The 14,351-nt window shown below is 60.5% G+C and carries 14 protein-coding genes; 5 read left to right on the top strand and 9 right to left on the bottom strand.

What is annotated here, in order from left to right; all coding sequences use genetic code 11:
• Positions 1-79: 79 nt before the first annotated feature.
• The 5 genes from TBK1r_RS34155 to TBK1r_RS34135 form a co-directional block, all read right to left on the bottom strand.
• Complete coding sequence (locus TBK1r_RS34155; RefSeq protein WP_145220215.1) at positions 80-658, bottom strand: hypothetical protein; 579 nt, start codon at positions 656-658, stop codon at positions 80-82.
• 435 nt (positions 659-1,093) lie between these two features.
• Entirely contained in the window at positions 1,094-1,666 is a 573-nt protein-coding gene (locus TBK1r_RS34150; protein WP_145220213.1) for a hypothetical protein, read from the bottom strand.
• A gap of 173 nt (positions 1,667-1,839) precedes the next feature.
• Positions 1,840-2,928: a DMT family transporter gene (locus TBK1r_RS34145; protein ID WP_145220211.1), complete on the bottom strand. Its 1,089-nt coding sequence runs from the start codon at positions 2,926-2,928 to the stop codon at positions 1,840-1,842.
• Between the two features lie 23 nt (positions 2,929-2,951).
• Positions 2,952-3,893, bottom strand: a complete 942-nt coding sequence (locus TBK1r_RS34140; RefSeq protein WP_145220209.1) for a PP2C family protein-serine/threonine phosphatase — start codon at positions 3,891-3,893, stop codon at positions 2,952-2,954.
• Positions 3,894-4,011: 118 nt separating this feature from the next.
• The gene (locus TBK1r_RS34135) at positions 4,012-4,758 is read right to left on the bottom strand and encodes an SDR family oxidoreductase (RefSeq protein WP_145220207.1); all 747 of its coding nucleotides are present in this window, start codon (positions 4,756-4,758) and stop codon (positions 4,012-4,014) included.
• 380 nt (positions 4,759-5,138) lie between these two features.
• On the opposite strand from TBK1r_RS34135, the gene TBK1r_RS34130 reads away from it, so the two are divergent.
• A complete protein-coding gene (locus TBK1r_RS34130) occupies positions 5,139-5,648 on the top strand; it encodes an SET domain-containing protein (RefSeq protein ID WP_145220205.1) in 510 nt (169 codons plus the stop codon).
• 8 nt (positions 5,649-5,656) lie between these two features.
• Here the strand turns inward: TBK1r_RS34130 and priA are convergent, their stop codons facing one another.
• Positions 5,657-8,239 (bottom strand): replication restart helicase PriA, encoded by a 2,583-nt coding sequence (priA, locus tag TBK1r_RS34125; protein ID WP_419580669.1) that lies wholly within the window; start codon positions 8,237-8,239, stop codon positions 5,657-5,659.
• A gap of 210 nt (positions 8,240-8,449) precedes the next feature.
• On the opposite strand from priA, the gene nadD reads away from it, so the two are divergent.
• Positions 8,450-9,058 (top strand): nicotinate (nicotinamide) nucleotide adenylyltransferase, encoded by a 609-nt coding sequence (gene nadD, locus TBK1r_RS34120; protein ID WP_419580668.1) that lies wholly within the window; start codon positions 8,450-8,452, stop codon positions 9,056-9,058.
• Between the two features lie 98 nt (positions 9,059-9,156).
• Here nadD and TBK1r_RS34115 read toward each other — a convergent pair whose 3' ends face one another.
• On the bottom strand, positions 9,157-9,684 hold the full coding sequence (locus tag TBK1r_RS34115; protein WP_145220201.1) for an NADPH-dependent FMN reductase: 528 nt from the start codon (positions 9,682-9,684) through the stop codon (positions 9,157-9,159).
• Between the two features lie 60 nt (positions 9,685-9,744).
• Complete coding sequence (locus TBK1r_RS34110) at positions 9,745-10,449, bottom strand: hypothetical protein (protein WP_095739101.1); 705 nt, start codon at positions 10,447-10,449, stop codon at positions 9,745-9,747.
• Between the two features lie 371 nt (positions 10,450-10,820).
• Here TBK1r_RS34110 and TBK1r_RS34105 point away from each other — a divergent pair, with 371 nt between their 5' ends.
• Positions 10,821-12,506 carry a transglutaminase-like domain-containing protein gene (locus tag TBK1r_RS34105; RefSeq protein ID WP_145220199.1) on the top strand — a complete coding sequence of 562 codons (1,686 nt, stop codon included), beginning with the start codon at positions 10,821-10,823 and terminating at the stop codon, positions 12,504-12,506.
• Between the two features lie 102 nt (positions 12,507-12,608).
• Here the strand turns inward: TBK1r_RS34105 and TBK1r_RS34100 are convergent, their stop codons facing one another.
• Positions 12,609-13,082: a bis(5'-nucleosyl)-tetraphosphatase gene (locus TBK1r_RS34100; RefSeq protein ID WP_145220197.1), complete on the bottom strand. Its 474-nt coding sequence runs from the start codon at positions 13,080-13,082 to the stop codon at positions 12,609-12,611.
• A 104-nt stretch (positions 13,083-13,186) separates the two neighbouring features.
• Here TBK1r_RS34100 and TBK1r_RS34095 point away from each other — a divergent pair, with 104 nt between their 5' ends.
• Positions 13,187-13,747: a cob(I)yrinic acid a,c-diamide adenosyltransferase gene (locus tag TBK1r_RS34095; RefSeq protein ID WP_095739104.1), complete on the top strand. Its 561-nt coding sequence runs from the start codon at positions 13,187-13,189 to the stop codon at positions 13,745-13,747.
• 176 nt (positions 13,748-13,923) lie between these two features.
• Positions 13,924-14,262 (top strand): P-II family nitrogen regulator, encoded by a 339-nt coding sequence (locus tag TBK1r_RS34090; protein ID WP_095739105.1) that lies wholly within the window; start codon positions 13,924-13,926, stop codon positions 14,260-14,262.
• Positions 14,263-14,351: the final 89 nt, after the last annotated feature.

Here is a 14,351-nt window from a genome sequence, read left to right as displayed (position 1 = left end):
CCAGTGGGTATCGATTGGGAGTCAACTCGGTTGGCAGTGGCTGCCCAACAGCGAGTCTCGTGCGACTGCGAGGTGCTGCCTACTGTTGTGTGACGGCAGAGGTGCCCGCAGCGCTGCTGGAGGGCAGTTTCGGCGGAGCGAGTTCTTCCAACCAGGCGCGGTTGACTTTCGTCGCCCAGGCACCCGACGCGGTCGGGGGGACGCGGTCGGTGACGGCGACCGTCGGCAGCGGGCCCACGCCCTCAAACTGCGACAGGATTTCGCGCACCGACGCCACCCGTGCTTCGGTTTCTTCGGTCGTCGCCGCGCGCACGACATAGACCTGGCGGCGTGAGGCGGGCGCTTGGCGGGCGATCCAGGCCACGGTCTCTTGCCCCGACGTCTTCAAGGCACCGTCTCCATCGCGGAATTGATGCGGCCCGATCGTATTGTGCAAGATCCAACCGTTCTGCTTCATCGCTTCGAACGGGGTGATCACGGCCATGGCATCCATTTCATTGAAGGGATCGGGCCACGCATTGTTGCGTTCGTACCCGACACCGACCTTGTGCCAAAAACTGTTCCAGTGATCGTTCCATTTCGCGCTGACCGATGTCGTGGTGACCGACATGAGGGCAGCAACGATCAGCAAACGTCCATAAAAGCTAGTGCATCGCATGATAAGGCAGTTCCTTCCGCCGGTTGGGGAGATTGCAAATGACGGTTGGCGGTGCGTTTCCGACCGCGGGGGTTTTAAATCAAGGCTCGCAATCGTTCGGGACACCGGTTCCATGATTTTCCGGAACGACAAACCGTTCGCTCGCAGCAATCTCATCGGCATCCCCACGCACCACTCTTTGCCTGGCGATTCGGCGACGGCATAACCGGTACAGCTCGCTTGAACGTCGGTCGGGCCGGTGAACGGATCTCGACGTAAAACAGCCGTGACGGCAAAACGAAACGGCGACCCTGCCTGGCAGGGCCGCTGTCGTGTCGGTTGAATCAGGTTCTGCCGAGCAGCCCCGCAGTGCCAGCCCCGCAGTGCCAGCCCCGCAGTGCCAGCCCGGCAGTGCCAACCCGGCAGTGCGATTGAGCGTGCGGTACCGCGGGTGGGTTAGTTGTCTTCGGTCTTCTTTTTCTTGCTCTTGGCTTTTCCTTTAGCCTTTCCTCTGGCGTCGTCGCCACGGCTCGCCATTTTGACCAGACGCTCGGGCAGTTTTGCTTTTTGGTCCTCGGTCAGCAGGGCGACGGCGTTCTTGAGCAGCGAGGCGCGCCTGGCGTTGGACTTCTTCAGCACGGCGATTTGGTCCTTCGTCAGGCCGAGTTTCTCGTTGATGGCCGCGGAAATTTCGGCGGGCTTCTTGCCACTCTCTTTGAGTTCTTTTTGCGCCGCGGCACGTTTTTTCATGATTTCCGGAGTGATGCCGGCTTCTTTCAGTGCGGCCTGCGTTTCGGCGGCGGTTTTCTTGGCCAGCGATTGAATTTCGGTCGTTTGCTCCTCGGTCAGGCCGACGTCTTTGAGTTGATTCAAAACATTGGCGGCCGGTGCTTTGCGGGCAGCGGTGTTGTTTTTTCGTTTCTTTTCAGGTGCGTCCTCGGCGATCGAGGCGGTGCTCAAGACGAGGGCGCAAGTCAGACCGAGCAGTGTGTTCTTCAACGCAGTTTTCTTCAACGCAGTTTTCTTCATCGCAAACTCTTTCGTGGGGGATTCAAAGAGAAAGGGGAGTGGGGGGAGATCGCGTTCACGACGGCGAGCGGGAGGTGTTGTGGCCTGCCGATCGAAACGGATGTCTGGTGAGCGATCTGACTCTTAAACCGTTCGCGCCGTCCAAGGTACTGCGGATTGCCATTTTTTTGTGGCTAATCGGTGATCACGATCGGGGCCCGCGTGCGGCGGGCCAGGATGATCAGGCCGACAAAGGTCAGGGCGATGCCGACGGCAAGTCGGGTCGTGATCGGTTCATCGAAAAGGATCACGCCGGCCACGCCCGCCATGGCAACCTGAGACGCATTGATCAAGTTCACCGCAACGACCGGCAGCAGGCGAAGCGACGTGGTGATGGCGACAAAGGCGGAAAAGTTCAAGCATCCCGCGGTGACCATCAGCATCCATTGTGACGGACTGGTCGACAAGATTGCCGCGGGACCCAGGGTCGCAAAACAGAACCCCCACAGCGCCACGCTGCCGGTGACCCCGCTGATCAGCATCAGATTTCGGGCCGGGACTCCGGTCTGCAGCGTCTGCCGCATCGTGACGCCGAAGAACGCGTAGGCCAATCCAGAAACCGCCGCCCAGAGCGATCCGACGACCAGATCGATCGGCTCGGGCAGGTCTGGCTCGGGCAGGGCAGGCTCGGGCAGGTCTGGCTCAGCCGCGGCGATCGTTTCGGTGTTCGCGCTGAGGGAATCGTTGAGCGGTTCGTTGACGGGGCGATCGGGCAGGGACAGCACCACGACGGCGACGATCAAGGTGAGCATGGCGATCACTTTGCGTCGGCCGACCGGTTCTTTCAACAAGACCGCGCCGAGAATCGCCCCGCCGACGATCAGCACGCCGAGCGTGATGGGGACCGATGCGGCCAACCCGATCCGCTCGAGCGCCTTTTGGAACGCGGCGTTGCCAAAGAACTGTGCCAGGAAGGAGGCCAGGATGAATTGGGGCAACCGGCGGAAGGCCGATCGGGAGGGAGTGGCAGGTGACGGGTGGTTCGCCGAGGTGCGGTCGGGCGCGGGGTTGTTTCGAGCCGGGCGGTTTGACGCCGGGCGAATCGACAGCCATCCGACGAGTGGGCCCAGGACGACCACGGTCGGTGCGGCTTTGACGGCGGAGACGAGGTAGGCATCGACGTCGACACAATTCCGCAGCGCGATATTGGTCAGGGTGTAGAGGACGGCGGAGGCGATTCCACAGACGGGGCCCTGCCATGAAATCCGACGGGGGGAAGGCAAAACGGAAGGCAGTGGATTGGTCCTTAGCTGTCCTGGTCGTTCTCGGCGACGGGCATCGTCTTTTTCTGGGCGGCGTCGCCTGCGATCAGCGATCCGTTGGCGGCCAACCGTTTCTTGGGTGTCGGATGGGAAACCACCACGGTGATGTTATCTTCGCCGCCACGGTCGTTGGCAAGCTCTACCAATTGTTTGCACAGCAGGGAGGCGTTGGGTTGCTGGGTGAGCATCGCCGAGATCTGATCGCCGTCCACGTAGCGATACAAACCGTCGCTGCACAGGACGATGGAATCGTTTTCGCATAAATCGACGCGATGCACTTCGGCCAACAGGCTTCGTTGGGCGTGGCCTCCGACGACGTTCCACAGGATGTTACTCCAGCGACTGGTCGCTTCGTCTTCGGGCTTCATCCCGCCGGCCTCGACCATTTGTCGCGCCAGCGTGTGGTCGGTGGTGATTTGCCGAGCGACGCCGTCACGAATCAGGTAACAGCGACTGTCGCCGGCGTGCACGACGTACATCGCGGGCCAGTGGATGTAGGCCATCGTCAGCGTGGTCCCCATTCCGGCCGCCGCGTGATTTTCGCGAGATTCAGCGAGGACGCGGCTGTGCGCGTCACGCAGCAGATTCCGCAAGCCATTGACGAACTCTTCTTCCGACCCGGTGTCGGACTGGAAGAACCAGTGGACGCTGTTGAGCAGTCGACCGATCAAGTGTTGCAGCACGATGCTGCTGGCTTTTTCACCGGCTGCGTGCCCGCCCATGCCGTCGGCGACCAGCAACACCTGGCCTTGGATGCCGCCAAAAAAACGACCGACATCGATCTCCGCCAGGCTCGACGCGGAGACGAGCATCGATTTGCTCAGCTCTGCGATCAAGAACTGGTCCTGATTGACGGTGCGTTTCTTTCCGACATCGGTCAATCCGAATGTCTCGGATTGAGTGAATTCGAATTCCGAATCGAGCATCTCCAGGACCTTCGCCGAGGACGAACGTTGACAACAGCCAGAATTGTAACGAGGTTGACCCAATTGGAAGCGATTCGGCGGGCAAGAATTAAGTTTCTGTGTCCAGCGCGACCATCGATCAGGCTTGTTCGCTCAACTCGGCTTCGACGAATGCTTTCGCAAACCCTGCATAACCGGACTCGAATTGTTTTGCCATCGAATCGGGAAACACATGGAACTGGTCCTCGCGGAGCGCCGCAAAAATGGCCTCGGCGACCAGGGCGGGTGATTCGGCGACGTCGGCCAGACCGACGGCCTCGGCCATCTCGGTCTTGATCGGACCCGGGTGAACGCTGACCACCGCGGTCCGTTGCAGGGCCAGCTTTTCACGCAACGCCTGGGTCAGCGAATAACTGGCCGCTTTGGACGCCGAATAGGTGGCAAAGTCCGCGAAGGATTTGATCGACGCGACCGAGTTGAGCTGCACCAACGCCCCGCCTCCGTTGGATTTCAGCACCGGCGCGAACGCTTGAGCGACGTGCAGCAGTCCGAGCACGTTGGTCTTGTGTTCGGCTTCATAATCGCTGAAGGCTTGCGGTGAGAGCAGATCATTGGTCCGGGCAATCCCTGCGTTGTTGATCACGATGGTGACGTCGGTCGCAACACTCGCGGCGTCCGCAATCGTTTGCGGCACTTGCAGGTCGATGACGATCGGGACAACCTTGTCGCCGTGTTTGTCCACCAGATCGGCGACCGGGTTGACGTCGCGCACGGCCGCATAGACTTTCTCGGCGCCCTGCTCGATCGCGGTTTCCAAGATCACTTTTCCGATGCCGCGATTGGCACCGGTAATCAAGACGGTTTGATTTCGAACGTCGATTGACATGGGGGTCTCCCAGAAGGCGGTGATTGGTTGAGAAGTCGTCTGCGATGGCCGGTCGTCGTCAATACAGGGGACTACCGGATCGTTGTGCGGGTCTTACATCGGCCGGCAAAAAAAGGTCGCACGTCGCGGACGCCGTCGGCTGAATGAACGCGTACCGTGCTTACCAATGTACTTGCCGATGCGCTTGCCAGAGTGCGTGCTAGAGTTAGTTGTTGGCGTAATGATCCGCTTTATCGACCGGCAAGGTTTTCCACTGCGGCCTCGCGGTTTACGACTCACCCGGCGGCGAGCAAATCGGTATCTTGTCGCGACGGAGTAGGGTTGCGACGCAATCCAGTTGCGTGGTTTTCAAGATTGTATTGGTTTGATTTGGACGAGAGATGGAACTGTCAAAGAAGCGACGTAAGAAACTTCAATTCGCTGTCGATCAGGATTACGGGTATCGGCAATACGAAGACCGTGATGTGTACGTGTATGACCACGGCGGAAAACTGGGTTGTGGCGTGTTCGCATCACGTCAGTTTCTTCCCGGCGAGCTGGTCATGGAGATCAAGGGGCAATTGATTCCGGCGGATGAATACGACGGATCAACCTACGCCATGCACTTGGAGGATGATTGGTATTTGGAACCGACCATCCCCGGGGCGTTTATCAATCACTCCTGTAGTCCCAATTGTGACATGGTGCAGGTCACCGACACGACCAACGGGCTGATCGCTCGATGCAACATCGAGCCGGGAACCGAGATCTGTTTCGATTACCAGTGGGAAGCCCAGTACTGGATTCCCCGCTGCCGATGCGGATCGCGGGATTGTCGTGGCTGGGTCGTCGGCAAGGACGAGGTGAAGAAGATGAAGAAATTGACCGCGCGGAAGAAGAAGGCCAAGTAGTCGATCGGCTACAGCATGTCCATCGGGTCGATGTCGATCACGTATTGCACGTCATCTTTCTCGGGGATCTTGAACGTCTTGGTCGCCATCCGAATCGTCGCGCCCAACTGCAACGGGTCGAGTGATTGCAACAGCAGGTGAAAGCGATACTTGCCGCGGAGTTTGGCGATCGGTGGGGGGGCCGGCCCGAGCAAGCGGACTTCGGCGCCGAGCCGTTCGCGCGCCGATTCCAATCGCAGCATCAAGGAGTTGGCGGTGGCTTCGGTGACGTCTTCGACGGCCCCGCGGATGATGATCCGGGCGACGCTTCCCAGCGGTGGGTAATTGAATTTCCGCCGGTTGGCGATCTCGGCCTGGGCGAATTGCAGGTAATCGTGACGCGAGGCGGCTTGAATGGCCATGTGTTCGGGCGAAAACGTTTGCACGATCACGCGTCCGCCGCGGTTGCCGCGTCCGGTTCGACCGGCGACTTGGGTCACCAATTGAAAGGTGCGTTCGCCGGCGCGGAAATCGGGAAAGTGCAACGCGGCGTCGGCGTTGATCACGCCGACCAACAGGACGTTGGGAAAGTCCAAGCCCTTGGCGATCATCTGGGTGCCGAGCAACAGGTCCAGTTCGCCGCTGCGAAATGCGGAGAGGACTTTTTGGTGGCTGCCCGGACGGCGCATCGTGTCGCTGTCCATCCGTGCGACGCGAGCCTCGGGGAACCGAGCCTTGACTTCGACTTCCAGTTTTTGCGTGCCCAGTCCGCCGTATCGGATTCCGTCAAACCGACACTCCGGGCACCAGGGCGGTGTGGCGATCGTGTAATCGCAGTAGTGGCAGACGGCTTTGCCTCCATCGCGGTGATGGGTTAGCGGCATTTCGCAATCGGGGCAGGCGACGACGTGTCCGCAAGACGGGCACTGGATCGTCGTCGCAAAGCCGCGGCGATTGAGCAGCAAGATGACTTGCCCTTTTTCTCGCAGGGTTTCGGTGACGGCCAGATGCAATTGTCGGCTGATCGCGCCGCCCCGCGAGCGTTCGTCTTTGATGCGCAGGTCAACCAGTTGGACATCCGGCATGGGGCGATTGCCCACGCGAGACGGCATGGAGATCAGTTCGGCGTGACCGGACTGGGTCGCGTACCACGATTCCAACGAGGGTGTTGCACTGCCGAGCAACAGCGGGATTTGTAAGGATTGGGCGCGGGCATAGGCCACTTTGCGTGCGTGGTAACGCGGTTGGCTGTCCTGTTTGAACGACCCGTCGTGTTCTTCGTCCAAGATGATCAGTCCCAGACGCGGCAGCGGGGCAAAGACGGCGCTGCGGGGGCCGACCACGACTTGGACTTCGCCACGACGAATGCGCTGCCACTGGAAATGGCGTTCGGCCGGCGTCATTTGACTGTGCAGCACGGCGACCGAAGCGAAACGTCGTTCGAAGCGTCCCCGCGTTTGCGGTGTCAGGCTGATTTCCGGCACCAGCACGATCGCCGCGCGGCCGAATTTGACGACATGTTCGATCGCGCGGATGTAGACCTCGGTTTTTCCGCTGCCGGTCACGCCGTGCAACAGCAGGGTCTTGGCGGCGGCCGAATCGAGGGCCGCGGTGATCCGCCCGAGCGCGTTGGATTGGTCGTCGGTCAGTTCATGCGATTCGGTTTTTTCTCCGTCGCTCGTTTGCCAGCGGGTCGGCATCGACGTCGCCATCTCACGGCGTGTGTCTTCGTCGAGCAGCCCTTTTTTGCGCAGCGCGTTGATCGGCCCGGCGGTGCATTCGGCGTGGACCATCAATTGCGAGGACGTCATCGGTTTCCCCGCGGCGATCAACAGCCGCAACGCGCGTTGCTGTTTGGCCGGCAAGGCGTCGACGACCGATTCGTCGGCACTGGCGGGGGAGGGCGACAGGTAGGTCCGCTCGCGCGTGCCCGCGCTGGCGCGAACACTGGAGGGGATCAACGCGTCGAAGACCTGTCCGGCCGGCGACTGGTAGTAGTGACTCATCCAAGTCACCAAACGCACCAACGGCCGATCGCACAGCGGCGCATCGTCGAGCACTTCGGCGACGTCGCTGAGTGTCTTGCCGGTCTTGTTGCCCATTTTGGTTTCGATGCACCAACCGACTGTCGGCCGTTTTCGGCGGCCCAGCGGCACGTGGACCCGCATCCCGGGATGCAATCGGTCCCGCAGTTCCGGCGGGATCCGGTAGTCGTAGGGGCCGTAGGGGGCATCACGGAAGACAACGCTGGCCACCGCCACGTCTTCGTCGACGGTCAATTCCCAGGGTGGGGGATCGGTTTCAAACAGCTGGCCTTGCGTCACGTGCTGCGCATCGGGGTTGCCAGCGCGTTTGCCGTCGCTCTTGGTTAGGTCGTCGATCGCGTCGTCGCTGGTGTCAAAGAACCCCGGCGCGGACAAACTGCCGGCGACGTCCGCGGCGTCGTCAGTTTGGGCGTCGTCGGTTTGGGCGTCGTCGGTTTGGGCAGCGTCGGTATTGGAGGAGCGTGTGTCGGTCCGGTGCGTGTCGGAAGGTCGCTGGGGTGGAACGGCGGACGGCATGGGGATCGGGCCGGCGGAGATGTCGGGATGTGAAGCTTCGCCTGTCAGCATAGAGCATTCCTGAAGATTTTGGATCGTCGGGTCTTTTCAGGAATCGTTTCCCACGGGCTGACACGGGTGGTCAAACGGGAATCCGAACGCGACAATTTTGAATCCTCCCTCGCCGGTGAGGGATACGGCCCGAGCTCCATCGCCATCCCACAGCCAGGGTTCAGCACCTTGAACACACTTCCGTCGGCGATGATCCACAGGACCCCGGAGATGCGAATTGGAATTTTCGGCGGCTCATTCGATCCGGTTCACGTGGGTCATTTGTGGATCGCCGAGTCGGCGACCGAAGCCCTGGACTTGGATCGATTGCTGTGGATCCCTACGGCGACCCAGCCGTTGAAGCCCGGCGGTCCAGTCGCCACGAACGAGCAGCGGGTGGAAATGCTGCGTCTCGCCATCGCGGGGCGTCCGGGGCACGCCGTGGACCAGCGGGAACTGCACCGTGCGGGGGTCAGCTACACCGTCGACACGATCGCGGAATTGGAACGTGAGCATGTCGGTGCGGAGTTATTTTTGATCATCGGTAGCGATTCACTGGCTTCGATGCGTCGCTGGCATCAGCCGGCGGAGTTGTTGTCGCGTGTGACGTTGGCGGTGGTGCGTCGCGGTGGAGAAGGGGAGATCGATTTTTCCGTGCTCGAAGGGCTGGTCGGTGACGACCGGATCGAGCGGTTTCGTCGCTGTGTGATCAAGATGCCGCTGATCGAAATCTCGAGCAGCGAGATTCGCAACAGGGCAGGGCAGGGGAGTAGCATTCGCCATCGTGTTCCCCGACCGGTCGAGGTTTATATCGAGGCCAACGGGGTTTATCGGAAGTAGGTCGCAGCGGCGCTGGTGTGCAGGCTTGAGCCGTTTGGTCTCGCTGCGGAGCAGCGAGTGGAGAGCGTCTGAAGGCTGGAGACCAACTGGAGGGACGTCTACTCGCTTGACGCCAGGGCGTCGGCCAGACGCAGGGTTTCGGTGACCAGCAACTCGACGCGTGACTGGATGTCATCGTCGGCCAGTCGATCGCCTTCGAAGGATTCACCGGTCGCGTAGACGAACCGGGGCACGATGTGGCAGCGGAAATCCAGCATCAAGCTGTTGGCCAGCCCCATCGCGCTCATGTAGCTGCCGGCGCCACCGGCGGCCAGCATCATCGCGACGACCTTGCCGGTCCATTTTTTCCCCGTCAGCTCGACGGCATTCTTGATCGCCGCATTGACATCGAAGTTGTACACCGGGGACGCGATGAAGATCGCATCGGCCGTTTCGATCAGGTGTCCCAGATCCACAACTTTGGGATGACCATAAGCGGCCGCACCGTCGCAGAACGGCAGCGGCGTTGCGGAGAGGTCGAACCAGGCGACGTCTCGATGAGCGGCTTCGAGTCGCTCTCGGCAGGCGTTGGCAAGAATACGGCTGCGACTGCCAGGGTTCAAACTGGCGCTCAAGACCAAGATCATGATGGCGAAGTCCTGGGGGGCGAGGCGGATGACTTCGCGAATCCTAGTTCAGGGAGGCCGCTAGCAGCAACCCGACAAGTCGTCGCTGTCCATGCCCAGGCGGTGTTTCAGCGTGTTGAACTTGTCGAAATAGGCTTCGCTGCTGCTGTGGACATGTTCCGCTTCGGTGATGAACTTGATGTTTTCATCCGGATAGACGTCCGCCGAAATCAGCGTTTGTTCAAATTGTTCCAGTGGTCGCCCGTAGATGATCATCAACTTGTGTTCGTCCAGTTGGACCTCTTGCCGTCGTCCCGGGTTGATCACTGCGATTCCGGTGCAACCGTCGTTGAGCAGCAGGTCTTCGTGATCGAGCAGAATGCTTTTCAGGACGGGCACATCGATGTGCTCGCGATAGAGATCTTGCTGATGCGGGGCGAAGTGGTGGCTGGTTTCCAGCACCACATCGACGACGGGGCCGAGCCGGTCGATCAGATCCAGGAACAGGTCCATGATTCGATGCCGCGTCGCGGCCGCCATGATGACCGGCGTGCGGATTTGACTGTTGTCGTCGACGTATTCGTCAAATCGGAATCCCTGGCGTGGCACGACTTGCAGATCGTACGAGGGGCGAATCGCATCGGTCAGGTCAAAGGCACCGTAGGTGTCGATGCCCATATGCGTTTGCAGTTCCTCCTCCGTCAACGCTTCAAAGCTGCCCGGTGTGAAGATCGACCCTGTGTCTTCGACGGTGTTGTTACGGAGGATGCGTTTCAAAAAGCCCATGTCAGGCGGTCCGGTTCTTGGCGCGGGGGGATTGTTCACGGGAATGTTGGAGATCGGGCGAAAGCAAGCTGCCGCTCGGTCTACAGCCAACGCTAGGTCATGTGATGGACCGGGCGCATCGTTTCGCCAATCCGGAAATCCCGCCCCATGAAATCGTTGAGGCATGTTCGGATCAGGCGGATCAACCGGATCGACCCCTGCGATCGAACTCCTTCGCAAGGGCGGAAGGCGTTGTCCAGAGGCAACATTTCAAGGCGCTCGATGTGGACCCGGGGCAATTGATGTTGCGTCTTTGCCATAGGGAGCGATCGCCGGATATAGTGCAGGGCAGCGATGACTCGTCGCGATCTGTTCTTTTTCAGTGAAATCCGATGACACGTGTCTTGAATTTGCCCTGGTTGGTCCGTCTGTTCGGTTGTCTGTGCGTCGCGTCTCTGTGCGTCGCCTCGGGGTGCGGTGACTTGATTCCGCCGCGGCCGCCGATCGGGCCACCCGCTGCGCCGACCGCCGAGCCGGAGGACTCCGTCGCGTCGGATGCTGATGCGGTCGCCAGCGAGGATCAACCCTTGCAAGAGTCGTTCGAGGGGGACTGGAACGCGTGGTACGTCTACCGATTCGGCAGCCAAGTCGTGGGCGTGAGCGAAATCAAAGCGGCCGCGCGGATCGACGGCGAGCAGTTCGCCGCTGCGACCGAAGTGGAATACAGTCGCATCGAGCGTTTGGTGTTTCGAACCGGCAAGGCGTCCTTTGTTCGCCGAATCACGCTGACGAGTGTCGAGTCGGTTGACGGTGCGCTGGAAAGTTTCCAAAGCGAAGTTCACGCCGGCCCGATCTCGTCGACCGCACGCGGGACACGCGGTCCGCAGAAGCTTGCAATTGAATTGTCGAGCGGCTCGGGACAGGAAACACGTCAACTCGATTGGCCGGCCGAGACGCGGGGGTTGTTCGCCTTGGAACAGACGCTGCGGCGACGTGGGATCGAAACGGGCCAGACCCGCCGCTTGCCAGTCCTGATGCCTGCGCTGCAATCGGTCGGGGTGATCGAATTGCATTGCACCGGCGACGCGTCGGTTCCGATGTTCGACGGCACCTATCGAACGCTTCGCGAAGTGGATGTGTCGACGTTTCAGGACGGTCAACCGGTCGATTCGCTGGTCGTCTGGATCGACGAGCAGGGCGTGATCCAGAAAACATTGCACCTCGGATTGCGGCTGGAATCGTTTCGGACCGATCGGGCGTCGGCCGAGGAACTCTTCCGTCGGCCTGACGATCGGCGAGTCCAGTTCAGTGTGACCGGCTCGCTACGGGCGGATGCCGATCCCACGGAGGTTGCGTTTGTCGTCAGCGACCCATCGCGATCGACCTCCGCGGACGATTCTGTCGAAACCCGCCCAGCCGATGCTGACCAAGCGAACGTGTTGCCGCTGCCGGCCGTTGCCGGGCAATCGGTAAAACGCAGCGGCGATGTGGTGCAGGTGATGGTTTCGACGCGGGCGAAAACGCCGACGGGATTTGACGCGGACCGTTCGGTCGCCGAACCGATCGATACCGCCGCGACGAAGTGGATCGATCTCGGGCATCCGTCGGTGACCCGCATGGCCGGTGCGATCGGCGAGTTACCGATCCGGGACTTGGCGGAGCAATTGGCGCGTCTGGCGCAGAATGATTTGTCGCTGATCCCCCAAGGAGAGCTGCGGCCGGCGTCGGCGATCATTCGCAGCGGTCAGGGCGGACAGATGGATCACGCCGTGTTGATTGCGGCCTTGTTGCGTGCCAGACAAATCCCCGCCCGAGTCGTGTTTGGACTCTCGCGTTCCGAAGCGACGGAAAGTTCCACCGAGAATCGCGTCACGATGCATCTGGCCGCCTGGGTGGTGGCGTCGATCGAAGGGCGATGGGTTTCGATCGATCCGATGACGTCCCAGATCAACCGCGCCGATCAATTGTCTCTCAGCCGACCGGCCGGGGACGCCGATTTGAATGTGGTACTCGCGCAGGTCTTTCGCCGGCTGGGTGAGATCAACGTCGAAATCCGCGGTGCCAGTTACGGAGACTGACGGAGCCGTCGCGGGAAACAGGTAAGAAGATTTCGGAGGGAAGAAAATGGTGAGATGCACCATCCCTTCGATGAGGCCAATCTTCCTACCTCCAAAATTTTCCTACCCCTCCCCACTCAAGCTTGGATTGTCCTGCTGTTGTTGCTCCAAATGGATTGCGACGGCTTCCAGCAGCGGATCGATCGTTTGGATTTGGATGCGGTGGGGCGGGTTCCAGGGGAACCATTGAAATCCCGGGTGTTCGGTCAGGGTCGGTGTAAAGATCGCGTCAACCCAGCCGAGCAGGTAGACGACGGTCTTGTGAAAGACTTGGTCGCCGTGGCGTTTGTATTGAACCGGATAGCTCAATTCGAAACGGAAGTCGGGGTCGATCTGAACGGAGTCGGTGGAGATCCCCGTTTCTTCTTCGGTTTCGCGGATCGCCGTTTGCAGATCGGATTCACCGGGATCGCAATGTCCTTTGGGCAAGTCCCAGCGGTCGTGATGACGCATCAGCAAGAATTGTCTCGGCTGAGCTCGCGTGACCAGCAACATGCCGGCGGCCCGTTTGGTCGGTGATGCGATGGGGTCTGTCATGGATTTCGGTTTTGCGGTTTCTTTGACACAGCGGACTTGTCGCCGGGGCGAATCGCCTTAAAAAGAACGGCGACAGGATTAGAACGAACTTGAGCGGGTGGGACATGAAAATCTATACGCGAACCGGTGACGCCGGGAGCACGGGTCTGTTCGGGGGGCCTCGGGTCTCCAAAGACGATGCGCGGATCGAGGCCTACGGAACGGTGGACGAACTCAATGCGGCGTTGGGCTGTGTGCGTTCGCTCGGCGAGGGCGGGGTGAGTGAAGGCGTCGATGAGCAGCTGGAGCTGATTCAGCGGGAGCTGTTCTCGATCGGAGCCGAGCTGGCGACTCCGAACCCCGACGAGCACGACCTGCGGGTGATCGGGACGACCCATGTCGCCCGCATCGAAGCGTGGATCGACGAGCACGAGAGCGGGCTGAGTCCCCTGAAGCAGTTTATTCTGCCGGGCGGGACCCAGGCCGCATCGATGTTGCATCTGGCCCGGGCGGTCTGTCGCCGCGCCGAACGCCGCGTGGTGACGCTGGGCGATCAGCAGGGGGTCAAGATTTCTGATGCGGTGATCGTCTACCTGAATCGGCTCAGCGATTATCTGTTTGTGCTCTCACGTGAAGTGAATTCGCAGGCGGGGATCGCCGACGTGCCCTGGCAGCGGCCGGTTTGACGATCAGCCGGCATCGGGTGATGCCGGCTCTGGGTTGATACCCGCTGGATGGAGTTCGGCCGACGAGTGTACAATGCAACCGACAGTAGGCTGCCGGGATTCACTTGGCGGCACGAGTACGACCTCAGTTCACCCTATGGGACTGGATTTCCAGCCGCATCCTCCGAGGCATAAACGTGAAAAAAGTTGAAGGCATCGTTCGGCACTTCAAATTGGAAGATGTCAAAAACGCGTTGACGGACCAGGGCATCCACGGGATGACGGTCAGCGAGGTACGAGGATTCGGTCGGCAAAAAGGCCACACGGAGATTTATCGGGGCACGGAATACGCGATCGATTTTGTCCCCAAAGTCAAGATCGAGGTGGTTTGTACCGACGAGAACCTGCAAACGGTCGTCGACACGATTTTGCAAACCGCCCAAACCGGGCAAATCGGTGACGGCAAAATCTTCGTCACCAATCTGGAAGATTCGATCCGTATCCGAACCGGTGAGCGGGGCGAAGAAGCACTCTAAACGCGGGTGCGGCCTGCCAGGCGATTCTCCTGCGGTGCATTTCGGGTTCCAGCTCCGTGGCCGGGGTCGCCGGCCCTGGGGAGGACTGA

Origin of the sequence: Stieleria magnilauensis, assembly GCA_007753675.1 — a bacterium.
Classification (GTDB): domain Bacteria; phylum Planctomycetota; class Planctomycetia; order Pirellulales; family Pirellulaceae; genus Stieleria; species Stieleria magnilauensis.
The sequence above is the reverse complement of the archived record's forward strand: the minus strand, read 5'-3'. Positions and strand labels throughout refer to the sequence as shown.